The following is a 26,312-nucleotide window of genomic DNA, read 5'->3' on the forward strand; positions in this document are numbered from 1 at the left end:
CGATGGTACTGCAGGGGGGACCCTGTGGGAGAGTAGGACGCCGCCGAACAATCATTCACAGAGAACCCCCATCCGGGAGACCGGATGGGGGTTCTTTGCATTTGCGGAGATTCAGCCTGGTGGCCGGCTCCGCTCCGATGGGCAGCGACACAGCGACACAGCGACATGGCAACACGGCGACACAGCGGTGGCGCGCAGGACGGGCAGGGCCCGGGCGGGGTGTCGAATGCCTGTTCGCGGGGGCGCGTCGGCGCGGGTGGATGCGGGAAGAACAGGGGGAGAGGTCGCCTCTCGGATGCCGTGGAGGACCGATGCGCCGGAACGGACGGGTGGCGGATGCCCTGCTCGCGTTGCTGAGCCGGGACTGGGTGGGAGTGCCGGTCGCGGTGCTGGTGCTGGTGGTGGGCGTGGGGGTCGGGCTGGTCGGGGGCGGTGCGGGATGGCTGGTGGCGCTCGGGTGCTTGGTAGTGGCTGCGGGCGTGGTGCTGGCGGTCGGTGCGGCGCGGCATCTGGTGCTGGTCGGCCGGGGCGCGGGGGCGGGCGGGGCGCCGGGGCGGCTGGTCGGGGTGGGCGGGCGCCGGATGCACGTCCTCGCCGAGGGGGTTGCCGGGGACGGGCCGACGGTGGTCTGGATGCCGGGCGGGCACGCGCCGGGCGAGGAGTTCGGACAGCTGCACGCGATGATGGCGGCCCGGACCCGCTCGGTGCTGGTCGACCGGTTCGGCTCGGGCTGGAGTGATGTCGGGCCCTTCCCGAGGACGACGGCGGCCGAGGCGGAGGAGCTGGTGGCCGCGCTGGAGGCGGCGGGAGAGCGGGGCCCGTACGTGTTCGTCGGCCATTCCTTCGGCGGGCTGCTGGTCGCGAATGCCGCCAGACGGCGGCCGGACGTGGTGGCCGGACTCGTGCTGCTGGATCCGACGCCCCTGGAGGTCATCGCCTTCGCGCCGCCCAACCGGCTGGTCGCGGGCATGCGCCGGGACTTCCTGCTGACGGCGGTGCGGCACCTGTTCGGCGTTCACCGGGGCCGTGGCCGTGGTGGTCGGACCGGCCACTTCTGCGCCGCCGCGTCGATCTTCGCGGAGCTCTCGCCCACCGGCCTGGCGGAGGTGGGCTGGGAGACCGTGGTCTACGACGGGGACCTCGGCGACCTGCCGCTGGTGCTGGTCATACCCCGCGACCTCACGGGCGGGGACACGGTGCTGGCGGCCGCCAGGGACGCCGCCGAGGCCGAGCGGATCGGTCGCTTCTACCTCGGGGCCCGGACCCGCTACCTGGCGGCGTCGACCGCGTCCCGGGTGGTGCACACGCCGGCGGGCACCGGCCATGACTTCCCGACCGAGGAGCCCGGGTTCGTGGTCGGGGTGGTCGCGGATCTGCTGAGCGAACTGCGCGGCCTCAGCCCATGACCGTGCGGGCGGAGCCGGTCCGGATGGGGCGGCGGCGGGAGAACGCGCCCAGGTCCACGACGTTGCCGGTGTGCTCGCAGCGGTAGCGGACCGGGTCGCCGTCGTGGTCGTGGCCGGCCTCGACCAGGTCGATCAGGGTCGCGAGGTAGCGGCCCACCAGCGGTGCGTTCTTGAACTGGTTGCCGCTCGTGCCCATGGCGACGTAGTAGCCGTCGAGGGCGGTGCGGTCGTAGATCGGGGTCCAGTCGTCGGCGACGTCGTACACGCCCGCGACGCCGACGGGCCGGCCGGGGACGGTGATCCCGGGGAAGCGGCGGGCCGCGCGGGTCACCTGGGTCCGGAAGCGGTGGGCGGTGGGGCGCGGGTCGGCCTCGTCCGGGTCGTCGATCCACTCCGGTGGGTCGCAGGCCGGCTGGGTGCCGCCGATGAGCAGGCGGCCCCCGGCGGCCGGGCGCAGGTAGGTGCCGAGGTCGAGGTCGGCGACGACCGGAAGCGGCCCGGAGCCGGCGGCGGGGCCAGTGGTGGAGCCGGCGGTGGGGCCAGTGGTGGAACCGGTGGTGGAGCTGTCGGGTGCGGCGATCTGGTGGACCTCCTCGCGCATGGGGCGTACACCGACGGTGAAGTCGCCGCCGACACCCGCGAGCCGGTTGACGCCTCCGGACCAGGGGCCGGCGGCGTTGACCACGACCGGCGCGGTGATTCGGGCCCCGTCGGCCAGGCGGAGGCCCGCGACGCGGTCCGCGTGCCGGTCGACGGCCACCACGGTGCGGTGGAACAGGAAGCGCGCACCCAGCTCGCCCGCCGCGTCGGCGAGGTTCTGGGCCGCGAGCTGCGGGTCGTCGACGAACCCGGCGTCCGGGGTGAACAGGGCACCGAGCTCGCCGGCCGGGCCGTCGAAGAAGGCGTCGTCGTCCACGGGCTTCGGCGGCCAGTACCGGCCGGCGTCGATCCCGGGCAGGCGCCCGCGCAGGGCGGCGGTGTCCCACCGTTCGTACGGGACGCCGGCCAGGTCGAACAGGGCCGCGGTGTCGGCGGGTTCGGGGAAGGGCGCGTCGAGCAGCACGGCGCCGGTGCGGCGGAAGGCCGCGAGCGGGCGGCGGTCGGTGGTGAGCCGGAGGTGCTCGGGCCAGGACGCCCACAGGTGGAGGGACTCCCAGGCCGTGGCGACGCCGTCGAAGGTGGAGTAGTTGAACCGGACGATCGCGCTGGACGCGCCGGTCGATCCGTGGCCGGCCGCGCCGGCCTTGTCCACGACGACCACCTGCCGTCCGGTGCGGGCGAGTTCGAGGGCGACGGCGGTGCCGATCACCCCGGCCCCGACCACCACCGCGTCGGGTCGGTCGACGGTCATCGGGACCTCCGGGAGGGCGGTGGGCCGGACAGGCGGGGGACGGAGGCGAGGAGCTCCCGTGTGTAGGGGTGCTGCGGGTCGCGCAGGAGGGCGTCGGTGGGGCCCGTTTCGACGATCCGACCGCGCTGCATCACCGCCACCGTATCGGAGACGTAGCAGACCGCGGGCAGGTTGTGGCCGATGAACAGCATGGACAGGCCGAGCCGTTGCCGGAGTTCCCGGATCGTGTTGAGGACGGACGCCTGCACGGAGACGTCGAGGGCCGAGGTGATCTCGTCGGCGATCAGGAGGCCCGGCCCGACGGCCAGGGCGCGGGCGACGGCGACCCGTTGGCGCTGGCCGCCGGACAGCTGCCGGGGCAGGCGGCCGGCGAGCCGGGGGTCCAGCCCGACGAGGTCGAGCAGCTCGGCGACGCGCTCGGCACGGGCCGGCCGGTCGAGCCGCTGGAAGACGGTGGCGGCCTCGACGAGGGTCTGGCGGACGGTCATCCGGGGGTCGAGCGCGGTGTCCGGATCCTGGAGGACGATCTGGACCAGTCGGCCGAGCCGGCGCCGGGCGCGGACGGTGCGGACCCGGACGTCCTGGCCGTCGACGAGGACCCGGCCGCCGTGCACGGGGGCGAGCCCGACGATCGCGCGGGCCAGGGTCGACTTCCCCGAGCCGGACTCGCCGACGAGCCCGAGCGTGGTGCCGGCCGGGACCTCCAGCGAGACGTGGTCCACGGCGGTGACCGGGCCGCGCGGGCCGTGGTGGCGGACGGTGAGGTCGCACAGCCGCAGGCCGGTCATGACGGGTCCGCCTTCACCTGGTGTTCCGGCACCTGGACCGCTTCCACCGGCTGGGGGTTCCAGCAGGCGACCTGCTGGAGCGCGTCGACGCCGTCCAGGTGCGGAGTCTCCCGGGCGCAGCGGTCCAGCCGGTACGGGCAGCGGGGCTCGAACGGGCAGCCCGGGGTGGGGGCGATCGGGTCGGGCGGCGTGCCCGCCACGGTGGGCAGCGGCCGGTCGCGGTCCGCGGTGAGGTCCGGTACCGAGGCGACCAGGGCCCGGGTGTAGGGGTGCCGGGCGGCGGTGGCGAGCCGGTCGGCGGGAAGGGCCTCGACGACGGAGCCCGCGTACATCACCAGGACGCGTTCGCAGAATCCGCTCACGAGCGCGATGTCGTGGCTGATGAACAGGACGGCGGCGGAGGTGTCCCGCCGCAGGTCGGAGAGCAGTTCGGTGATCTGACGCTGCACGGTGGTGTCGAGGGCGGTCGTCGGTTCGTCGGCGATGATCAGGCCGGGCCGCATCATCAGACCGGCGGCGATCATCACGCGCTGGCGCTGGCCGCCGGAGAGCTGGTGGGGGCGTGACCGTAGCAGGGCGGGGGGCAGGGCCACCCGGCGCAGGGCGTCCTCGGCGTCCCGCAGGGCCTGGGTGCGGCTCGTGCCGAGGTGGGTGCGGGGTGCCTCGGTGAGCTGGGTGGCGATCCGGAGTGACGGGTTGAGCGCCGTGGCCGGGTTCTGGAAGACCATCGCCAGGCCGGTCGCGAGGTGCTGGTCGCGCTGCTTCGGCGTCATGGCGTCCAGGTCGGCGCCGAGCAGCCGGAGGGTGCGGTGGGAGACCCGGGCGCGTGCGGGGAGCAGGTCGGCGATCGCGAGCGCGGTGAGCGACTTGCCGGAGCCGGACTCGCCGACGAGTCCGACGATCTCGCCCGGTCGCAGGGAGAGGCTCACGCCGCGGACCGGCCGGATCACGCCGTCCGGGGTGGGGAGTTCGACGCTCAGGTCCTCGACCTGGAGGACGAGGCCGTCCTCGGCGGGCCCGCTCGGCGCGATCGGCCCACCCGGCGCGACCGGTCGCCGTGGTGTACGGCCTGCCGGGCCGCGCCGGGCGGCGCTCCCCGCCAGGACCTCGCCGAGCAGTTGGAACGTCACCGCCGCGTAGAGGATGGCCAGGCCGGGGGCGAGGGCGGGCAGCGGCTGGGCGTAGATCCGGTCGAGCCCCTGGTTGAGCAGCTGCCCCCAGTCGTAGCCGGGCGGTTGGACGCCCAGGCCGAGGAAGCTCAGCCCGGAGAGCGCGACCAGGGAGGTGCCCGCCGCCGTGGTCGCGCTCAGCAGCAGCGGTTCGGCGATGTTGGGCAGGACGTGCCGCCACAGCAGCCGGTGCCGGCGCAGGCCGAGGACCCGGGCGGAGGCCAGGTGGTCGGTGCCCGCGACGGCGGCGGCGAGGGTCTGGGCGAGCCGGGCGAAGCCGGGTACACCGGCGACGGCGAGGGCGAGCATCGCCCCGGCCGCGCCCGCGCCGAACACGACCGCGAGGAAGAGCGCGACCAGGAGTGCGGGGAAGGCGAGCAGGAGGTTGATCAGTGCCGCGAGCAGGCGGCGGGCGCGGGGGCCGACGACGGCGGTGGACGCGCCGAGGAGGATGCCCGTGCCTGCGCCGATCGCGGTCGCGGCCAGCGCGAGCAGCAGGGAGGGCCGGGTGGCGGTCAGGACCCGGGCGAGCAGGTCCCGTCCGAGGTTGTCGGTGCCGAAGGGGTGGGCGGTGGAGGGGCCTTGCAGCACCGCCGCGGGGTCGGGCAGGTCGGCCGCCGCGCCCCAGACGGGCGGGCCCGCCAGCGCGAGCACGATCAGGGTGGCCAGCATGGCGGTGGCGGCCCAGGCCATCGGCGAGCGGAGGTACCCGGTGGGTAGGGGCATCGGGGCCTCAGCTCTCCCGGATCGTCGAGCGCGGGTCGAGCAGCGCCAGCAGGATGTCGACCAGGAGCGCGGCGAGCAGGACGGTGGTGCCCAGGATCAGGACCATCGCCTGGATCACCGGGTAGTCCTGCGAGCTCACGGACTGCGCCAGCGCCGAACCGATGCCGGGCCAGGCGAAGACCTTCTCCACCAGCACGGTGCCGGCGATCAGGGCGGGCAGCAGGCCTCCGGCGACGGTGAGCGCGGCGGTGGCCATGTTCGGCGCCGCGTGCCGCAGGTAGCGGCGTGGCGGTGACAGCCGCTTTCCGCGGGCGGTGCGCAGGTAGTCCTCGGACAGCACTCTCAGGGCCTCCACCCGGACGATGCGCACCAGGACGGCGGTGGGCGCCACGGAGAGCGCGAGGACCGGCAGGACGAAGGACCCGGCGCCCGCCGTGCCGGCCACCGGCAGCAGTTGGAGGCCGACGGCCAGCAGCGCGGAGAGCCCGGCGGCCAGGACGAAGTCGGGGATCCCGGCCAGGCCGGCGGTGAACGTGGTGAACGCCAGCTCGCTGCGCGGGTGCCGGCCGTCCCGGGTGCGGACGGCGGCGAGCAGACCGCAGGGCAGGGCGACGGCGAGGGTGACGAGGAAGGCCAGGCCGGCGATTTCGAGGGTGGCCGGCAGCCGGGTGCGGACGAGCTCCGCGACCGGTGTCGAGGTGACCAGCGAGGTGCCGAGGTCGCCGTGCACGAGGCCGTCGACATAGTGCCGGTACTGGGCCAGGAAGGGTTCGTCGAGCCCGAGTTGGTGGCGGCGTGCGGCCACCAGGGCGGGGGAGGCGTCGACGCCGAGCGCCGCGCGGACCGGGTCTCCGGGCACCAGGCGGATCATCGCGAACGAGGCGGTGAGCACGACCCCGAGCGAGAGGAGCAGCCGGGCGGTGCGCCGGCCGAGGAACCTCGTCCACGGGTGCCGCAGGAGACGGGGCACGAGGTGCCGCGACAGACGCGGCGGAGGAGGCGGAGGCGGCGAACGGCGGGGTACGGTCACGCGGGATCCCCCGGTCATCGGTGCAGGCGGATGCTGGTGGGGATGACCTGGCCGCCGAAGGTCGTGGCGAAGGTGGTGCTGCGTCCGCACACGGTGCTGCGGCCGTCGGCGATCGGCAGGGCGTCGGCGGAGCGGAAGAGCGCGGCGGCGGCCCGGTTCCAGGTGGCGCAGCCCGCGGTGTCCGGCTCCCGGAGGGCCTGGGCGACCAGGGCGTCGTATTCGGGATTGGCCACGCCCGCGAAGTTGAGGCCCTGGGCGGGCGTCGGACCGGAGAAGAACGGGACGAAGCCGACCGGCAGGGCGAAGCCCGGGGAGGTGCCGACGACGACGTCGAAGTCGCCGGTCTGGTACATGGCGTTGACGAGGGCGGGCAGGCTCTCGGTGACCAGCTTGACGTCCGCGCCCAGTGCCGTCCAGGACCGGGCCATCAGCTCGGCGACGGGCGAAAGCGTCGGGCCGAGGTCGGGGCTGGTGATCAGGCGGAGCCGGAGTGGTCGGCCGTTCTTGGTGAGCCGGCCGTCGGCGGCGCGGGTCCAGCCGGTGGCGCGCAGCGCCTCGGTGGCGTCCTGTGCGGGCAGGTTGGCGGCGGCGAGGTCGGCGTGGCAGACGGCGCCTTGCGCGCCGAAGTCGGTGGCGGGAGTGCCGGTGCCGCCGACGGCGACGTTGGCGAGTCCTTGGCGGTCGAGTGCGGACACCAGGGCCCGGCGCAGTGCCGGGTCGGCGAGGGGGCGGCCGGGGCGCTGGTTGAAGAAGGTCAGCCCGATGACGGTCGCCGCGTCGGCGGTGGCCAGGCCGTGGCCGGTGAGCCGGGTGCGGTCGGGCCCGTTCACGCTCGCGAGGTCGATGCCGCCGGTGAGCAGCAGGTTGGCGGCGGTGGAGGCCTGGGGCACCACGGAGATGACGATGCGGGCGGGGAGGCCGTCGGCCGCGGTGGTGGCTCCGGCCGGTCCCCAGGTGTAGCCGTCGCGCACGGTGAACTCGTACGGCCCGCCCGGGGTGTAGTGGGTCAGCACGTACGGTCCGGTGCCCTGGGTGGAGCGGTCCAGCGACTGGGGCCGGTCGAGGCCGGCGGGGCAGACGATCGGCAGCAGCCCGAGCGTGCGGGTGAGGAACGGGAAGGGGGCGGTGGTGGTCGCCGTCACGGTGCCGGTCGAGTCGTCGGCGCTCGCGGTGTACGGGACGGTGGGCAGGACTGTCTGGGCGCCGGCGAGCTGGTGGGCCGGGTCGCCGGCGTAGGTGAGTGCGCGGGCGACGGCCGTGGCGGTGAGGGGGGTGCCGTCGGAGCAGGTGGTTCCCGGGCGGAGGGTGAAGGCGGCCGTGGTGGTGGTGGCCTCCCAGGAGGAGGCCAGGCCGGAGACCAGGGTGGCGTCGGCGGCGACGTTGACCAGCGAGTCGTAGGCGTAGCGGGCCGGAGCGGCGCCGAAGGCCGTGTACGGGTTGAAGCTGGGCGTCTCGCTGGCGGCCGCGATCCGTACGGTCCCCCGGTCCACGAGGGGACCGGTCGTGGAGGAGGGGGCGACGCTGCCGCAGCCGGTGAGGGCGCCGGTCGCGACGGCCGCGGTGGTCAGGGCAGCCGCCAGCGGGACCGGCAGGGGGCGACGGGGCATGGCGTCATGGTGCCACCGAGTGCTGACGCTGGCGAGTCAACTCACCTGTACGGCAGGACTGTTCGAAAGGTCTGGGCCGTGTGCCGCCTTGGCGGGCGGAAGGGGGCGCGGGTGGCGGGGGCCGATCCGGTTCACACGTTCGGGGGAACTCGACGGGCTCCGATGAATCAAAAAGCATATGAGCGGATTATCGGGTGGGCATTTGTTCGTTAATCCGAGCTACAAAAAAGGGCTGAGAGCACTCGCATGAGTGAAACCGCATGAGAAGGTTTGGCTTCGATGGACCCGGCTCGACTACGGTGAAGCGAGAGCGGGCGGTTGGTCCATCGAGTACGGAATTCGTCCCGGCGGAAAATCCGGCGGGAGCGTCGAATTCCGGACTCGGGTGCTTCCGTCCGCCTAGTCGTGCGGTGCTCCGGTGCGTCCGCAGTTGCCCGGGGTCCCTGTCATACGTCCGCGTAGAGAGGATGGAGCATCATGCCGCCCCTAGTACCGCCCTTCCTGGTCGGCCTCATCGTCGCGCCACTGGCCAAGCGTCTCCTCAAGCCGCTGGTGCGAGGCGTCGTCAAGACGTCCGTCGGCCTTGTTCTTGAGGTGAAGAAGGCGGCCCACGAGGCCGGGGAGAACATCCACGACCTCGCGGCCGAGGTGGCCGCCGAGGTGGTGGCGGCGCAGGCCTCCGCCGGCGACGGCGGGGCCCCCTCGGGTGACGGCCGGCGCCCCGCCGAGGTCGCCGTCCCGCACGGTGAGAAGGACGAGGCCGCCGCCCGGGCCGAAGCCGAGGCGAGGAGCCCGAAGATCCGCGCGACCGCCGGCGTCGGCAAGGCGCACTGACGGTCTGCCCGGCGACCCCGGCCGCCGTGTGAGCGCACTTTCCGACGGACAGATGGATATCGGAATGAGGCTCCCGCGCGGCGGCCGACTGCGGGCCATTCGGTAGCAGCAGTTTCCCCTCAAGAATTCCCGCCCCTGTCGCGGCAATCCCGTCCCTGCCCGTGACGGTTGTTCTCGCGACCTCCGCAAACAGGTGATCGTACACATGCCCTCTCTGCTGGGTGCCGCAGCCGGATACCGCTCCGTGGACGTGGACGTGGACGTGCGCCCGCGCTCGGTCATTCCGGGCCGGCAGCGCTGGGACGTCAAGCTGGTCCTCGGGCGGCCCCGGACGGCCGAAGTCCTCGCCGCGGCCCTGCGGCGCGTCCCCGGGATCAGCGAGGCGCAGGCCAGCCCGGTCACCGGTGGGGTCCTCGTCCGGCACGACGCGCGGGTGAGTGCCGCGGACGTCGGCCGGATCGTCCGCAAGGCCGTCGCCCTGGTCATGGAGGGGCCGACCGGGACGGGAAGCCCGGCGTCGGCCCGGCCGGACGCCGCACCGGCCCCGCGTCCGGACCGCGGCCTCGTCGTGCGTCCGGTCCTCGCCGTGGGCGGCGGGGTGGCGGCCGGCGTCGCCTTGATCCGCGGGTCGGCGCTGAGCAGGCAGCTGGTGGCACTCGGCGGGGTCGCGACCGCGACCGTGGCCGTCCTCCGGAAGGCCTGGCGGAGAACGGCCGACACGGCCGGTGAGCTGTCCGGGGCCGGAGCCGAACGGCACCCCCTGCTGGAGATCGTCGGACCGCACCGGCGGCGGCTCCTCCGTGCCTCCGCGCTCTCGATCGCCTGCCAGGTCTCGGAGATGGCGCTCGCCACCTTCCTCGGCTGGACGGCCCTGGTGCTCATCAAGGGCCAGGCCGCGCCGCTGGTCAGCCTCGGCCTGACCACCGCGTCCGCCCAACTCTGGGGCCTGGCAGGGCTGGTGACCATCGCCTGCGCCGCCGTCGCGGGCCTTTCCTACACCTCGAACCTCCAGTGGCGCGGGCTCGGCCAGGACATCGAGCACGACTGGCGGAGCCGCACGTACGAGCACGTCCAGCACCTCGAACTGCGGCACCTGGAAGGCGAGCGGACCACCCGGATCGCCGGGGTGCTCACCGACGACGTCCGCCAGCTGGGCGCCTTCTTCGCCACCTCGGCCAACGACGTGCTGCAACTGGGCACCAGCCTGGCCCTCCTGGTACCGGTGTTCCTCCTGCTGGCACCGCAGATCGCCTGGATCGCCTTCCTGCCCATCCCGGTCATCGCCTGGCTGTCGCTCCGCTACCAGGACAAGGCCACGGCCGACTACGCCGCCTCCGGTGAGCACCGGGCCGGGCTGCACAGCCAACTGGTGAACACGCTGGAGGCCGGCGCCACCGTCAAGAGCTTCTGCACCGAGGACTACGAGGCCGAGCGCATCGACCGGCTGAGCGCGGCGGCCCAGGAGAGCAACGAGCAGACCGACCGGGGCACGATCCGCCACGCCGAGACCGTCCGGGTCTGCACGACCAGCTCGATGGCCGGCACCCTGCTGATCGGCGGCCGGTCGGTGCTCAACGGCAGCCTGCCGTTCGAGGTGTTCAGCCCGCTGATCGGGCTGCCCCAGATGGTGCTGCTGCGGATGAACCGGCTCGGCGGCATCGTCGACCAGTACCAGCGCACCCTGGCCGCCTACGACCGGGTCCACCACCTGCGGGCCCTGCCCGTCGAGGCCGACGGCACCGGCGGACCGCTCGGCACCGGGAAGGTGCGGGGCGAGATCGTCCTCGACGACGTGACCTTCGCCTACCCCGGCCGCCCGCCGGTGCTGGAGGACCTCTCGCTGACCATCCCCGCCGGTCAGGTGACCGCCCTGGTCGGCGCCACCGGCTCCGGCAAGACGACCGTCGCCAAGCTGCTGATGCGCTTCCAGGACGCCGAGTCCGGCGCCGTGCTGCTCGACGGGCGCGACGTGCGCGACCTGCCGCGTCGGGACCTGCGCGACGCGGTCGGCTTCGTCGCCCAGGATCCGTTCCTCTTCGACGGCAGCATCGCCGACAACATCCGCTACGGCAGCTTCGCCGCCTCGGACGAGGCCGTGGTCAAGGCGGCCATGATGGCCGAGGCGCACGCCTTCGTCGCGGCGCTGCCGGACGGCTACGACACGGTGATCGGCGAACGCGGCGCCGCGCTCTCCGGCGGCCAGCGGCAGCGGATCGCCCTGGCCCGCGCGATCCTCAAGGACGCGCCGGTCGTGGTCCTGGACGAGGCCACCTCCGCCGTCGACAACGAGACCGAGGCAGCCATCCAGCGCACGCTCCGCGGCTTCGCGGCGGACCGGACGATGGTCATCATCGCCCACCGGCTCTCCACCGTCCGCCACGCCGACCGGATCTACGTCATGGACAAGGGCGGCGTGGTCGCCGAACAGGGCACCCACGACGAACTCCTCGCCCGGCACGGACTCTACGCATCCCTCTGGCAGCTCCAGGCCGGCGAACTCGCCGCCTGACCGCAGAAAGCCGCGCCACCCGCCACCCGCCCGCCGACCGCGTGACGCCACCGCGGTCGGCGCGCCCCGGCGCGTCCTCACGCCTGCCCACATTCCTGGAGGTACCCCCATGTCCCGTCGCGACGGCGACACCCTTCCCCTGACAGCCGCCCAGCGCGAGATCTGGCTGGCCGAACAACGGGCCCGCACGGCGATCCCGGCCTACCGCATCGGCGAGTGCCTGGAGATCCACGGGCCGGTCGACCCGGACCTGTTCGAGACCGCGCTGCGCCGCGTCGTCGACGAGGTCGACGCCCTGCACGTGGGCTTCGTCGACGGCGCCGAGGGCCCGCACCAGGTCGTCCGCGCGCACACTCGGTGGCAGCCCGCGCAGGTCGACGTCAGCGCGGAGGCCACGCCGCTCGCGGCGGCCCGGGAGTGGATGGACCGGGACCGGCTCCGGCCGCTGGACCTCGCCCGCGACCCGCTCTTCCGCTACGCGCTGATCACCCTGGCACCGGACCGGACCGTCTTCTACCAGAGCTACCACCACCTGGTGATGGACGGGTTCGGGTACACCCTCGTCGGGCGTCGCGTGGCCGAGGCGTACACGGCGCTCGCCGAGGGGCGGCCGGTGCCGCCGTCGCCGTTCGGCTCGCTGGACGAGCTGGTGGCCGGCGACGCGGCCTACCGCGACTCGGAGCAGTACCTCGCCGACCGTGCCTACTGGACCGGACGGTTCGCCGACCGGCCGGCGCCCACCCGGCTGTCGGACCGCCTGCCGGACGGCCCGTCCGCCCGGTTCCGGCGCACCCTGCCGGCCGGACCGCTGCGCCCCGAGACGCTGCGCGACGCGGCCGAGCGCCTGGGCGTCCGCTGGTCCCGCGTCGTGCTCGCGGCGACGGCGCTGTACGCGTACCGGCTGACCGGGGCCCGGGACGTGCTGCTCGGCCTCCCTGTCACCGGCCGGGTGGGCGACCCGGTGCTGGCGGCGACGCCCGGCGCGGTGTCGAACCTCGTGCCGCTGCGTCTGTCGGTGCGGCCGGACCTGCCGTGGTCGGAACTGGTCGAGCAGGTGGACCGGGAGGTCGCCGCCGCTCTGGCGCACCAGCGGTACCGCAGCGAGGACCTGTTCCGGGACCTCGGGCAGGCCGGCACGATCGAGACGGCGTTCCCGCTGATCGTCAACATCATGTCCTTCGGCTCCGAACCGAGCTTCGCCGGGCGGCCCGCCACGGTGCACGCGCCGCTGGGTACCTCCGCCGACGACCTGGCGGTCTGGGCCGTGGGCGGGCGCGACGAGTACGGTCCGAGGATCGAGCTCGGGGCCTACCCGGAGGTGTGCACGGAGAGTGAACTCCTCGCCCACCAGCGGCGGTTGCTCGCCCTGCTGGACACCCTCGCGGACTGCGACCCGCAGCAGCCGGTCGGCCGCATCGGCCTGGTCGGGGCCGACGAGCAGCGCGAACTGCTGGCCCTCGGCGCCGGAACCGGTGCCGGTGCCGGCATCACGACGGAAGCCCCGGCGGACCTGCTGCCCGAGCACTTCCGGGCCCGGGTGCGCGAGACGCCGGGCGCCGTCGCGGTGGTGTCCGGCGAGGAAACGCTGACGTACGCCGAACTCGACGCCCGCGCCAACCGCCTGGCGCACGCCCTGATCGCCCGGGGCGCCGGACCCGAGCGGTCGGTGGCGCTGGCCCTGCCGCGCTCGGCCGCGCTGGTGGTGGCGATCCTGGCCGTGCTGAAGACCGGGGCGGCCTACCTCCCGGTGGACCCTGAGCACCCGGCCGCCCGGATCGCGTACCTGCTCGACGACGCCCGCCCGGTGCTGCTGGTGACCGACGCCCGCACCGCCGGCCGGCTGCCCGAATCCGGCCCCACCGAGCGGCTGGTGCTCGACGACCCGGCCACCGCCGCCCGGCTCGCCGACGGCCCGGCGGCGGAACCCGCGGTGGCCGTCGACCCGCGCCACCCCGCCCAGCTCGTCTACACCTCCGGCTCCACCGGGCGGCCCAAGGGCGTGGTGTCGACGCACGGCGCCCTGGCGCACCTCTTCGTCCACCAGTGGCGGGAGCTGTTCCAACCGCTGCTCGGGGACGGTGCCCGGGTGGCCCTGACCACCTCGGCGGCGTTCGACGCCTCCTGGGACCAGCTCTTCGGCCTCTTCGCCGGACACCAGCTGCACCTCCCCGGCCAGGACACCTGGGCGGACCCGGACGCCTTCGTCGACTACGCCGTGCGGCACCGGATCGACTTCGTCAACGCCACCCCGTCCTATCTGCACGTCCTGCTCGCGCACGGCCTGCTGGCCAACGCGGAACAGCGCCCGGCGGTGCTCGTGGCCGGCGGCGAGGCCGTCCCCGACCAGCTGTGGGCGCAGCTGCGGGACGCCGACGGCGTGGCCTGCTTCAACTTCTACGGGCCCTCCGAGTGCACCGTCGACGCGGCCGTCGCGCCGGTGGCGCCGAGCCCGCGCCCGGTGATCGGCCGCCCCGTCGCGGGCGCCCGGCTGTACGTGCTGGACACCGCGCTGCGACCGGTGCCCGCCGGGGTGCCGGGCGAGCTGTACATCGCCGGTACGGGCCTCGCCCGCGGCTACCTCGACCGGCCCGGGCTGACCGCCGGACGGTTCGTCGCCGACCCGTACGGGCCGGCCGGCGCCAGGATGTACCGCACCGGCGACCGGGTGCGGTGGGGCGCGGACGACCGGCTGGAGTTCCTCGGCAGGTCGGACGACCAGGTGAAGATCCGCGGCTTCCGGATCGAGCCGGGCGAGATCGAGGCCGCGCTCGCCACCCACCCCCGGGTCGCGCGGAGCGCCGTGGTGGCCCGGACCGATGACGAAGTGCGGCTGGTCGCCTACGTCGTCCCGACCGCCGGGGAGCGGGTCGAGCCCGACGGGCTCCGCGCCCACCTGCGCGAACGGCTGCCGGAGCACCTGGTGCCCGGCGCGTTCGTCCTGCTGGACGGGCTCCCGCTGACGCCCACCGGCAAACTCGACCGCCAGGCGCTCCCGGCCCCCGGCCCGGCGCCGGTCACCGCCGGACGGGCCCCGCGCAGTGCGGCCGAGCAGGTGCTCGCGGGCCTGTTCGCCGACGTCCTCGGCGTGTCCGGGGTCGGCGCGGACGACAGCTTCTTCGACCTCGGCGGGCACTCGCTGCTGGCCACCCGGCTGATCGCCCGGGCCCGTTCGGTGCTCGGCGTGGAGCTGGCCCTGGCCGACCTGTTCGACGCGCCGACCGTCGCGGGCCTGGCCGCGGCCGTGGACCGGGCCGGCCGGGCACGGCCCGCGCTGTCACGACGCGAGCGGCCCGACACGGTGCCGCTGTCCTTCGCGCAGCGGCGGCTGTGGTTCCTGCACAGCATGGAGGGGCCCGGCGCGACCTACAACGTGCCGCTGGCCCTGCGGCTGTCCGGGGACCTCGACCGGCGGGCCCTGGAAGCCGCACTGGCCGACGTCGTCGAGCGGCACGAGAGCCTGCGCACCGTCTTCCCGGTGGTCGACGGCGAGCCGTGCCAGCGGGTGCTGGACCTCGACGCCGCCCGGCCCCGGCTGCGCGTCACCGCGGTCGCCGCGGGCGACCTGCCGCGGCGGCTGGCCGAGGCGGCCCGGCACGGCTTCGACCTGGCGGCCCAACCCCCGCTGCGCACCGAGCTGTTCGAGCTGGGCGCGGACGAGCACGTCCTGCTGCTGGTGGTGCACCACATCGCGGGCGACGGCTGGTCGATGGGCCCGCTGGCGCGCGACCTGACCGCCGCGTACGCCGCGCGGGCGGCGGGCGGGAAGCCCGAGTGGGCCCGACTGCTCGTCCAGTACGCCGACTACACCCTGTGGCAGCGGGAGCTGCTCGGCGCGGAGAGCGACCCGGACAGCCTCCAGAGCCGGCAGCTCGCCTCCTGGTCGCAGCGGCTCGCGGGGCTGCCGGAACGGACCGAGCTGCCCTTCGACCGGCCCCGGCCGCCCGCGATGTCCTTCCGGGGAGCGCACCTGCCGGTCCGGCTCGACGCCGAACTGCACCAGGGCCTGCGCGAGTTGGCCCGGGGCGGCGGCGCCAGCCTGTTCATGGTGCTCCAGGCCGGGCTGGCCGCCCTGCTCGGCAAGCTGGGCGCCGGCACCGACGTGCCGATCGGCACGCCGATCGCCGGGCGCACCGACGAGGCCGTGGACGAGCTGGTCGGCTTCTTCGTCAACACGCTGGTACTGCGCACCGACCTCTCCGGCGACCCGACCTTCACCGAACTCCTCGGCCGGGTCCGGGCCGGCGCGCTGGCCGCGTACGCCCACCAGGACCTGCCGTTCGAGCAGCTGGTGGAGGCGGTCAACCCGACCCGGTCGCTCGCCCACCACCCGCTCTTCCAGACCATGCTCGCCCTGCAGAACGCGCCCACGGGCACCTTCGACCTGCCGGGGCTGCGGGTGACGACCGACCTGGTCCACACCGGAACGGCCAAGTGCGACCTGACCTTCATCCTGACCGAACGGCCCGGCGAGGACGGCCTGTCGGGCGTGCTGGAGTACAGCACCGACCTCTTCGACGCGGCCACCGCGGCGGACCTCGTCGAGCGCTGGCTGCGCCTGCTCCGGGCCGTGGCCGCCGATCCGGACGGCCGGATCGGCCGGATCGACGTGCTGTCGCCGGAGGAACTGCGCGAGCTGCTGCCGTCCGGTGCCGGTGCCGCGGACGACGCTCCGCAGAGCACCATCACCGCGCTCGTCGAGGAGCGGGTGCGGGCCGACCCGGCGGCGGTCGCGGTGGTGTGCGGCGAGGCCGCGCTGACGTACGGCGAGCTGAACGCCCGGGCCAACCGGCTCGCGCACGCGCTGATCGGCCGGGGTGTGGGGCCGGAGCACCTGGTGGCGCTGGCGCTGCCGCGCTCGGCGGAGCTGGTGGTGGCCGTCCTGGCCGTGCTCAAGGCCGGCGCCGCGTACCTGCCGGTGGACCCGCAGTACCCGGCGGCCCGGATCTCCTACCTGCTCCAGGACGCCCGCCCGGCCGTGCTGGTGACGACCGGTCGGATCGGCGACCTGCCCGGCGCGGAGTCCGTGGACCGGCTCCTGCTGGACACCGCCGACCTGGACGGCCTGCCGGACACCGACCCGGTCGTCGCCGTCGACCCGGGCCACCCGGCGTACGTCATCTACACCTCCGGCTCCACCGGCAACCCCAAGGGCGTCGTGGTCCCGCACCGCAACGTGGTGCGGCTGTTCGGCACCACGCGGGCGCTGTTCGACTTCTCCGCCGAGGACGTCTGGACGCTCTTCCACTCCTACGCCTTCGACTTCTCGGTCTGGGAACTGTGGGGCCCGCTGCTGTACGGCGGCCGGCTGGTGGTCGTGGACTACGAGACCAGCCGCTCGCCCGGCCGGTTCCTGGAGCTCCTCGCCCGCGAGCGGGTGACGGTGCTCAACCAGACGCCGTCCGCCTTCTACCAGCTGATGCAGGCGGACGCCGAGCACCCGTGTGAACTCGCCCTGCGCACGGTGGTGTTCGGCGGCGAGGCCCTGGAGCCCGCCCGCCTGGCGCCCTGGTACGAACGGCACCCGGACGACGCGCCGCGGCTGGTCAACATGTACGGCATCACCGAGACCACCGTGCACGTCACCTGTGCCGCGCTCGACCGCTCGGCCGCGACCGCGGGGGCGGCCAGCGTGGTCGGCGCCGCCATCCCCGACCTGCGCGCCTACGTGCTGGATCCCCACCTGCGGCCGGTGGCCCCGGGCGTGCCCGGCGAGCTGTACGTCGCCGGCCCGGGGCTGGCGCGCGGCTACCTGAACCGGCCCGGCCTGACCGCCGGGCGCTTCGTCGCCGACCCGTACGGGCCGGCGGGCAGCCGGATGTACCGCAGCGGCGACGTGGTGCGCCGGGCTGCGGACCGCAGCCTGAGCTTCGTCGGCCGGGCCGACCAGCAGGTGAAGGTGCGCGGCTTCCGGATCGAGCTCGGCGAGATCGAGGCGGCGCTGGCCGCGCACCCCGGCATCGCCCAGACCGCCGTCCTCGCCCGGCAGGACCGCGCCGACGACACCCGCCTGGTCGGGTACCTGGTGCCGGCCGCCGACGCGGCCCCGCGCCCGGCCGAGCTGCGCGCCTACCTGCGCGAGCGGCTGCCGGAGCACATGGTGCCCTCGGCGTTCGTCGAGCTGGACGCGCTGCCGCTGACCACCAACGGGAAACTGGACCGCCGGGCGCTGCCCGCACCGGAACTCGTCTCGGCGGGAGCGGGAGCGGGAGCCGGCCGCGCGCCGCGCACCCCGCAGGAGCAGATCCTCTGCGAGTTGTTCGCCGAGGTCCTCGGGGTGGCCGAGGCCGGCGTCGAGGACGGCTTCTTCGACCTCGGCGGGCACTCGCTGCTCGCCACCCGGCTGGCCGCCCGGGTCCGCGCGACCCTCGGAGTCGAGCTGGAGCTGCGCACCCTGTTCGAGTCCCCGACCCCGGCCGCGCTGGCCGCCGCCCTCGCCGGCGCCCGCCGCGCCCAGCTGGCCCTGGCGCCCTACCCGCGCCCGACGGGGGCACCTGCCGGCCGTCAAGGCCGGGGGAGGACCCCGCTGTCGTTCGCCCAGCGCCGGCTGTGGTTCCTGCACCAGCTGGAGGGTGCCAGCGCCAACTACAACATCCCGCTGGCCTGGCGGCTGACCGGACCGCTCGACCGCGAGGCGCTCACGGCGGCGCTGGCGGACGTGGTGGCCCGGCACGAGAGCCTGCGCACGCTCTTCCCGTCGGTGGACGGCGTGCCGTACCAGCAGGTGCTGGACGTCGTGGCGGCCCGCCCCCGGCTGCACCTGCGCCGCACCACCGAAGCGGAGCTGGACGCCGTCCTGGCCACGGCGCTGGCCTGCCGGTTCGACCTGAGCACGGACCTGCCGCTGCACACCGAACTGTTCGAACTGGCGCCGGACGAGCACGTCCTGCTGCTGGTGGTCCACCACATCGCGGGCGACGGCTGGTCGCTCGGCCCGCTGGCGCAGAACCTGACCGCCGCCTACGCGGCGCGCCGGCGAGGCGAGGAACCGTCCTGGGAGGCGCTGGCCGTCCAGTACGCCGACTACACGCTGTGGCAGCACGAGCTGCTGGGCGACGCCGCCGACAGGGACAGCCTGTTCGCCCGGCAGGCGGACTACTGGACCGGGCAGCTGGCCGGCCTGCCGGAGCAGCTTCAGCTGCCCACCGACCGGCCCCGCCCCGCGCTGGCCTCGCACCGGGGCGACTTCGTGCGCACCGGACTGGACGCGCGGCTGCACCAGGGCCTGCGCGAGCTCGCCCGCGCGCACGGCACCAGCCTCTTCATGGTGCTCCAGGCGGGGCTCTCGGCCCTGCTGACCAAGCTGGGCGCGGGTGAGGACATCCCCGTCGGCAGTCTGATCGCGGGCCGCACCGACCAGGCACTGGACGAGCTGGTCGGGTTCTTCGTCAACACGCTGGTGCTGCGCACCGACACGAGCGGGGACCCGACCTTCGCCGAGCTGCTCGGCCGCGTCCGGGACACCGCGCTGGCCGGCTACGCCCACCAGGAGCTGCCGTTCGAATACCTGGTCGAGGCCCTCAACCCGGTCCGGTCGCTGTCCCACCACCCGCTGTTCCAGGTCATGCTGGTGCTCCAGAACGCTCCGCGGGCCGACTTCGCCCCGCCCGGGCTGGAGACCGGCGAGGTCAAACTGACCACGACCACCTCCAAGCTCGACCTGATCTTCTCGATGTCCGAGCGGCACTCCGAGGACGGCGCCCCCGAGGGGATCGACGGATTCGTCGAGTACGCCTGCGACCTGTACGACCGGGCGACCGTCGAGACGGTGATCGCGAGGTGGGTGCGCCTGCTCACGGCGGCGGTCGCCGACCCCCGGCGACGGCTCAGCCGGCTCGACCTGCTCTCCGCCGAGGAGCGGCGCGCACTGCTGCCGGGGCCGGTACCCGCGGAGACGGCCCAGCCCACCGGGCTGCCCGCGCTGTTCGAGGCCCGGGCGCAGGAGCGGCCGGACGCGGTCGCGGTGGTGTGCGGCGAGTCCGCGCTGACGTACGGCGAGCTGAACGCCCGGGCCAACCGGCTGGCCCACGCGCTGATCGGCCGGGGTGTGGGGCCGGAGCACCTGGTGGCGCTGGCGCTGCCGCGCTCGGCGGAGCTGGTGGTGGCCGTCCTCGCCGTGCTCAAGACCGGCGCCGCGTACCTGCCGGTCGACCCGGACCACCCGGCCGCCCGGATCGCCCACCTGCTCGACGACGCCCGGCCCGCGCTGCTCCTGACGGACCGCCGAAGCGGCGACCTGCCCGGCGCGGAGTCCGTGGACCGGCTCCTGCTGGACACCGCCGACCTGGCCGGGCTGCCGGACACGGACCCGGTGGTCGCCGTCGCACCCGACAGCGCCGCCTACGTCATCTACACCTCCGGATCCACCGGGAAGCCCAAGGGCGTGGTGGTCCCGCACCGCAACGTGGTGCGGCTGTTCGACGCCACCCGGCACTGGTTCGACTTCTCCGCCGAGGACGTCTGGACGCTCTTCCACTCCTACGCCTTCGACTTCTCGGTGTGGGAGATCTGGGGACCGCTGCTGCACGGCGGCCGACTGGTCGTGGTGCCGTTCGACGTCACCCGCGCACCGGAGCGGTTCCTGGAGCTCCTCGCCCGCGAGCGGGTGACGGTGCTCAACCAGACGCCGTCCGCCTTCTACCAGCTGATGCAGGCCGACGCCGAGCACCCGCGTGAACTCGCCCTGCGCACCGTGGTGTTCGGCGGCGAGGCCCTGGAGCCCGCCCGCCTGGCGCCCTGGTTCGAGCGCCACCCGGCGGGTGCGCCGCGGCTGGTCAACATGTACGGCATCACCGAGACCACCGTGCACGTCACCTACACGGAACTGGACGGCGCGCACACCGCCGGCCCGGCGAGCGTCATCGGCACCGCGATCCCCGACCTGCGCGCCCACGTACTCGACGCGTACCTCCAGCCGGTGCCCCCCGGTGTCGTCGGCGAGCTGTACGTGGCGGGTGCCGGGCCGGCGCGTGGCTACCTGAACCGGCCGGGCCTGACCGCCGGGCGGTTCGTCGCCGACCCGTACGGGCCGGCGGGCAGCCGGATGTACCGCAGCGGGGACCTCGTGCGCCGACGCGCAGGCGTACTGGAGTACGCGGGCCGGGCGGACGACCAGGTCAAGGTGCGCGGCTTCCGGATCGAGCTCGGCGAGATCGAGGCGGCCCTCGCCCAGCACCCGCGGATCCGCCAGGTCGCGGTGATCGCCCGGCAGGACCGCGCCGACGACACCCGGCTGGTCGCCTACCTGGTGCCCGTGGCCGGGGCGGCCGTCGAGCCGGACGAGCTCCGCGCCCACCTGCGCGAGCGGCTGCCGGACCACATGGTGCCGGCCGCGTACGTTGCCCTCGACACCCTGCCGCTGACCGGCAACGGCAAGCTCGACCGGCGGGCCCTGCCCGAGCCCGACACCACCGGCGCCCCGGCCGGCCGGGCTCCGCACACCCCGCGGGAACACGTCCTCGCCGGACTGTTCGCGGAGGTGCTGGGGGTGTCCCGGGTCGGCGCCGACGACGACTTCTTCGCCCTCGGCGGGCACTCCCTGCTCGCCACCCGGCTGGCCGCCCGGGTCCGCGCGACCCTGGGCGTGGAGCTGGAGCTGCGCACCCTGTTCGAGACCCCGACGGTGGCCGGGCTGGCCGCGGGCCTGGGCGGGGCCGACCGGGCCCGGCTCGCCCTGGGCCGCGCGGAGCGGCCCGACCGCGTGCCGCTGTCGTACGCGCAGCGGCGGCTGTGGTTCGTCGACCAGCTGGAGGGCGCCAGCGCGATGTACCACATCCCGCTGGCCTGGCGCCTGACCGGCGACCTGGACCAGGACGCGCTGCGGGCGGCGCTCGGGGACGTCGTCGCCCGTCACGAGAGCCTGCGCACGGCCTTCCCCCAGACCGACGGCGTGCCGTACCAGCAGGTCCTGGACGCCGAGACGGCCCGGCCGCACCTGTCCGTCACCCGGACCGACGAGGCGGGCCTGCCCCAGGCGATGACCGAGGCCGTGGGCCGCGGCTTCGACCTGGCGGCCGAAGCGCCCGTGCGCGCCGAGCTGTTCGAACTGGCGGCGGACGCGTACGTGCTGCTGGTGGTGATCCACCACATCGCGGGCGACGCCTGGTCGCTGGGCCTGGTGTCCGCCGACCTGTCCACCGCGTACGCGGCGCGGCTGCGCGGCGAGGAACCGGCCTGGGCGGACCTGCCGGTGCAGTACGCCGACTACACCCTGTGGCACGACCGGCTGCTCGGGGACCGCACCGACCCGCAGAGCCTGTTCGCCCGGCAGGCGGACTACTGGACCGGGCAGCTGGCCGGCCTGCCGGAGCAGATCCGGCTGCCCGCCGACCGGCCCCGCCCCACGGCCGTCACCAGCAGGGGCGGACACCTCGCCGTCGAGCTGGACGCCGAACTGCACGAGGCACTGGTCCGCCTGGGCCGCGAGCGCGGCGCGAGCGTGTTCATGGTGCTCCAGGCGGGGCTCTCGGCCCTGCTGACCAAGCTGGGCGCGGGTGAGGACATCCCCATCGGGAGCCTGATCGCGGGCCGCACCGACCAGGCGCTGGACGAGCTGGTCGGGTTCTTCGTCAACACGCTGGTGCTGCGCACCGACACGAGCGGGGACCCGACCTTCGCCGAGCTGCTGGGCCGGGTCCGGGACACCGCGCTGGCCGCGTACGCCCACCAGGAGCTGCCCTTCGACCACCTGGTCGAGGCACTCAACCCGGCCCGGTCGTCGGCCCGTCAGCCGCTGTTCCAGACGCTGCTCGCGCTGCAGAACGCGCCGCGCTCCGCCTTCGAACTGCCCGGCCTGGCCACCGAGATCGTGCTGGTGCAGTCGCCCACCGCGATGTTCGACCTCTCCTTCCACCTGCTGGAGCGCGGCGGCACCGGCGGGGCGCCGGAGGGCGTCATCGGCCACGTCGAGTACGCCACCGACCTGTTCGACCGGGCCACGGTGGAGGCCCTGCTCGCCCGCTGGCTGCGGCTGCTCGCGGTGGCGGCGGCCGAGCCGGACCGGCCGCTGAGCCGGATCGACGTCCTCACCGCGGAGGAACGGCACGAACTGCTGGCCGAACGCAACGACACCGGGTGCCCGTACCCCGGCACCGGCCCGGCCGTGCTGTTCGAGGCGCAGGTCAGTGCCACCCCGGAGGCCGAGGCGGTGGTGTTCGAGGACACCGCGCTGACCTACCGGGAGCTGAACGCCCGCGCCAACCGGCTGGCCCACGCGCTCATCGGACGCGGGGTGGGGCCGGAGCAGACCGTCGCCCTGTGCCTGCCGCGCTCGGCGGAGCTGGTGGTGGCCGTCCTCGCGGTGCTCAAGACCGGCGCCGCCTACCTGCCGGTCGACCCGGACTACCCGGCGGCCCGCATCGCGTACATGCTGGAGGACGCCCGGCCGGCCGTCGTGCTCGACGACCTCGCGGCCGTCGACGCGCCCGGGACGTACCCGGACACCGACCCGCTGGTCGCCTCGGACGCGCGGCACCCGGCGTACGTCATCTACACGTCCGGCTCGACCGGCCGGCCCAAGGGCGTGGTGATGCCCTCCGGTGCCCTGACGAACCTGCTGCACTGGCACCACCGCGCCGTCGGCGGCGGGACGGGCACGCGCACCGCGCAGTTCACCGCGCTCAGCTTCGACGTCTCGGTGCAGGAGATGCTCTCCGCGCTGCTGTTCGGCAAGACCCTGGTGGTGCCGACCGACGAGCAGCGCCGCAGCGCCGAACTCCTCGCCCGGTGGCTGGAACACCACCGGGTGGCGGAGCTCTTCGCCCCCAACCTGGTGATCGAGGCACTGGCGGAGGCGGCCGAGGAACACGGGCGGGACCTGCCGGACCTGCGGCTGATCGCGCAGGCCGGCGAGGCGATGCGCCTCGGCGGCGGCCTGCGGCGCCTCCAGGCCCGCGGGCCCGGCCGGGTGCTGCACAACCACTACGGCCCGGCCGAGACCCATGTGATCACCGCCTTCCCGCTGCCGGCCGACCCCGCCGACTGCCCGCTGCCGGTGCCGATCGGCCGTCCGATCGCCAACTGCCGGGTGTACGTGCTGGATGCGGCCCTGCGGCCGGTCGCCCCCGGCGTCACCGGCGAGCTGTACCTGGCCGGGGCCGGGCTGGCCCGCGGCTACCTCAACCGGCCGGGCCTGACGGCGGGCCGGTTCGTCGCCTGCCCGTTCGAGGCGGGCAGCCGGATGTACCGCACCGGCGACCTGGTGCGCTGGCGCGCCGACGGCGAGCTGGAGTTCGCCGGCCGGGTGGACCACCAGGTGAAGGTGCGCGGCTTCCGGGTCGAGCCCGGCGAGATCGAGGCGGAGCTGGCCGCCCACCCCGGCGTGGCCCAGGTCGCGGTGCTCGCCCGTGAGGACCGGCCGGGCGACACCAGGATCGTCGCCTACGTCGTGCCCTCGGCCGAGACCGGGACCACGGCGCCGGTGCTGGCGTCGTACCTGCGCGAGCGGCTGCCGGACCACCTGGTGCCGTCGGTGTTCGTGCTGCTGGAAGCGCTGCCGTTGACGCCGAACGGGAAGTTGGACCGGGCGGCTCTGCCGGCACCGGAGGTGGGCGCCGTCGGTGGTGGCCGGGCGGCGCGGACGCCGCAGGAGCAGATCCTGTGCGAGCTGTTCGCGGAGGTGCTGGGCCGGGGCCAGGTCGGTGTCGAGGACGACTTCTTCGAGCTGGGCGGGCACTCGCTGCTGGCGACCCGGCTGGTCTCCCGGGTCCGGGCGACGCTCGGGGTCGAGCTGGAGCTGCGCCGCCTGTTCCGGACGCCGACACCGGCCGGGCTCGCGGCCGGGCTGCACGACGCCGCCACCGCGCGGCAGGCGCTGGTGCCCCGGCCGCGCCGGGAACCGCTGCCGCTGTCGTTCGCCCAGCGCCGCCTGTGGTTCCTGCACCAGTTCGGGGCGCCCAGCGCGACCTACCACATGCCGCTGGCACTGCGGCTGACCGGCGACCTCGACCGGGAGGCGCTGGGAGCCGCGCTGACGGACGTGGTGGCGCGGCACGAGAGCCTGCGCACGGTGTTCCCGCACACCGGCGGCGTCCCGCACCAGCGCGTGCTGAGTGCCGCGGAGGCCACGATCCGGATCCCGGAGCGCCAGGCCGGCGAGTCGGAGCTGCCGGGGCTGCTGAGCGAGGCGGCGGTGCGCGCCTTCGACCTGATGGCGGACCTGCCCGTCCGGGCGCAGCTGTTCACGCTCGCCCCGGACGAGCACGTCCTGCTGGTCGTCCTGCACCACATCGCCGGCGACGGCTGGTCGATGAGCCCGCTCTCCCGCGACCTCGCGACCGCGTACACCGCCCGCCGGCGCGGCGACGCCCCGGGCTGGGCGCCGCTGCCGGTGAGCTACGCGGACTACACCGTGTGGCAGCACGAGATCCTCGGCGAGGAGTCCGACGCGGACAGCGCGTTCGCCCGCCAGGTCGGCTACTGGAGCCAGGCGCTCGCCGGGCTGCCCGAGCAGCTCGCGCTGCCCGTCGACCGGCCCCGGCCGGCGGTCATGACCTACGGCGGCGACCTGCTGGATATCCGGCTGCCCGCCGAACTGCACGCGGGGCTGGCCGAGTTGGCCCGGCGGTCCGGGAGCAGTCTGTTCATGGTGCTGCAGGCGGGCCTGGCGGCGCTGTACACCCGGCTGGGTGCGGGGACGGACATTCCGATCGGCAGCCCGATCGCGGGCCGGACCGACGAGGCGCTGGACGACCTGGTCGGGTTCTTCGTCAACGCGCTGGTGCTGCGCACCGACACGAGCGGTGATCCGACTTTCGCCGAGCTGCTGGGCCGGGTGCGGGAGACGGCGCTGTCGGCCTTCGCGCACCAGGACGTGCCGTTCGAGCACCTGGTGGAGGCGCTGAACCCGGCGCGGTCGATGTCGCTCCACCCGCTCTTCCAGACCGTGCTGGCCCTGCAGAACGCGCCGATGGGCGACTTCGAGCTGCCCGGGCTGACGGTCTCCGGGGTGCCGGTGCCGACCGGGACCTCGCGGGTCGACCTGACCTTCGGCCTCGCGGAGAACCGCGGGCCCGACGGCACGCCGGCCGGGCTGACCGGCGCGGTCGAGTACAGCACCGACCTCTTCGACCGGGGGACGGTCGAGGCCCTGGTCGCCCGCTGGGCCCGGCTGCTGGCGGCGGTCGCCGCCGATCCGGACCGGCCGATCGGCGCGATCGACCTGCTGTCCGCCGAGGAACGGCGCGAGCTGCTGCCCGCCGTCGACGGTGCGGCGGCCACGGCGAGCCTGCCGGAGCTGTTCGCGGCACAGGCGGCGGCGACGCCGGACGCGCTCGCGCTGGTGTGTGGTGACGCGGACTTGACGTACCGCGAGCTGAACTCCCGGGCGAACCGGTTCGCGCATGCGCTGGTCGCCCGTGGGGTCGGTCCGGAGCAGGTCGTGGCCGTGGCGCTGCCGCGCTCGGTGGAGTCGGTGGTGGCCGTCCTGGGTGTCCTGAAGGCCGGTGCCGCGTACCTGCCGGTGGATCCGTCGTACCCGGCGTCGCGGATCGCGTACATGCTGGAGGACGCCTGCCCGGCGCTGGTGATCGACGATCCGGCGCTGGTGGCCAAGGCGTCCGAGGCATCCGAGGTGTCCGCGGTGTCCGCCTGGCCGGACAGCGATCCGAAGACCGCCCTCGACGCCCGGCACCCGGCGTACGTGATCTACACCTCGGGGTCGACGGGTCGTCCCAAGGGTGTGGTGGTGAGCCACAGCGGGGTGTCGGGTCTGGTGGCGGCGCAGGTCGATCGGCTCGGCGTGGCGCCGGGCAGCCGGGTGTTGCAGTTCGCCTCGCCCAGTTTCGACGCGTCGTTCTGGGACCTGTGCAGCGCCCTGTTGACCGGCGCCGCCCTCGTGCTGGCCCCGGCCGGGGCTCCGTTGGAGGCTCTGACGGACCGTCGGTTCGACGTCACCCA

General features: G+C 74.8%; 9 protein-coding genes. 4 read left to right on the top strand and 5 right to left on the bottom strand.

The window, feature by feature from the left end; translation table 11 throughout:
* The first annotated feature begins 311 nt into the window (after nucleotides 1-311).
* Nucleotides 312-1,406 (top strand): alpha/beta fold hydrolase, encoded by a 1,095-nt coding sequence (locus ABT015_RS36140; RefSeq protein WP_350887040.1) that lies wholly within the window; start codon nucleotides 312-314, stop codon nucleotides 1,404-1,406.
* Here the strand turns inward: ABT015_RS36140 and ABT015_RS36145 are convergent.
* The 5 genes from ABT015_RS36145 to ABT015_RS36165 all read right to left on the bottom strand — a co-directional run bounded on the left by ABT015_RS36145 (nucleotide 1,396) and on the right by ABT015_RS36165 (nucleotide 8,077).
* Nucleotides 1,396-2,757 carry an NAD(P)/FAD-dependent oxidoreductase gene (locus ABT015_RS36145; RefSeq protein ID WP_350887043.1) on the bottom strand — a complete coding sequence of 454 codons (1,362 nt, stop codon included), beginning with the start codon at nucleotides 2,755-2,757 and terminating at the stop codon, nucleotides 1,396-1,398. The two genes, ABT015_RS36140 and ABT015_RS36145, sit on opposite strands and share 11 nt — an antisense overlap.
* Nucleotides 2,754-3,545, bottom strand: coding sequence for an ABC transporter ATP-binding protein (locus ABT015_RS36150; RefSeq protein ID WP_350887046.1), 792 nt, complete (start codon nucleotides 3,543-3,545; stop codon nucleotides 2,754-2,756). Before ABT015_RS36150 ends, ABT015_RS36145 begins: the two co-directional genes overlap by 4 nt.
* Nucleotides 3,542-5,440: a dipeptide/oligopeptide/nickel ABC transporter permease/ATP-binding protein gene (locus ABT015_RS36155; protein WP_350887048.1), complete on the bottom strand. Its 1,899-nt coding sequence runs from the start codon at nucleotides 5,438-5,440 to the stop codon at nucleotides 3,542-3,544. The genes ABT015_RS36150 and ABT015_RS36155 overlap by 4 nt, the downstream gene beginning before the upstream one ends.
* Before the next feature lie 7 nt (nucleotides 5,441-5,447).
* The gene (locus ABT015_RS36160; protein ID WP_350887051.1) at nucleotides 5,448-6,410 is read right to left on the bottom strand and encodes an ABC transporter permease; all 963 of its coding nucleotides are present in this window, start codon (nucleotides 6,408-6,410) and stop codon (nucleotides 5,448-5,450) included.
* A 74-nt stretch (nucleotides 6,411-6,484) separates the two neighbouring features.
* Nucleotides 6,485-8,077 carry an ABC transporter substrate-binding protein gene (locus tag ABT015_RS36165; RefSeq protein ID WP_350887053.1) on the bottom strand — a complete coding sequence of 531 codons (1,593 nt, stop codon included), beginning with the start codon at nucleotides 8,075-8,077 and terminating at the stop codon, nucleotides 6,485-6,487.
* A 477-nt stretch (nucleotides 8,078-8,554) separates the two neighbouring features.
* Here ABT015_RS36165 and ABT015_RS36170 point away from each other — a divergent pair, with 477 nt between their 5' ends.
* The 3 genes from ABT015_RS36170 to ABT015_RS36180 form a co-directional block, all read left to right on the top strand.
* The gene (locus ABT015_RS36170) at nucleotides 8,555-8,911 is read left to right on the top strand and encodes a DUF5132 domain-containing protein (RefSeq protein ID WP_350887056.1); all 357 of its coding nucleotides are present in this window, start codon (nucleotides 8,555-8,557) and stop codon (nucleotides 8,909-8,911) included.
* 205 nt (nucleotides 8,912-9,116) lie between these two features.
* Nucleotides 9,117-11,420 carry an ATP-binding cassette domain-containing protein gene (locus tag ABT015_RS36175; protein ID WP_350887058.1) on the top strand — a complete coding sequence of 768 codons (2,304 nt, stop codon included), beginning with the start codon at nucleotides 9,117-9,119 and terminating at the stop codon, nucleotides 11,418-11,420.
* Between the two features lie 109 nt (nucleotides 11,421-11,529).
* A partial coding sequence (locus ABT015_RS36180; protein WP_350887061.1) for a non-ribosomal peptide synthetase occupies nucleotides 11,530-26,312 on the top strand: 14,783 nt, incomplete at its 3' end.

Source organism: Kitasatospora sp. NPDC094016, assembly GCF_040304045.1.
Lineage (GTDB): Bacteria > Actinomycetota > Actinomycetes > Streptomycetales > Streptomycetaceae > Kitasatospora.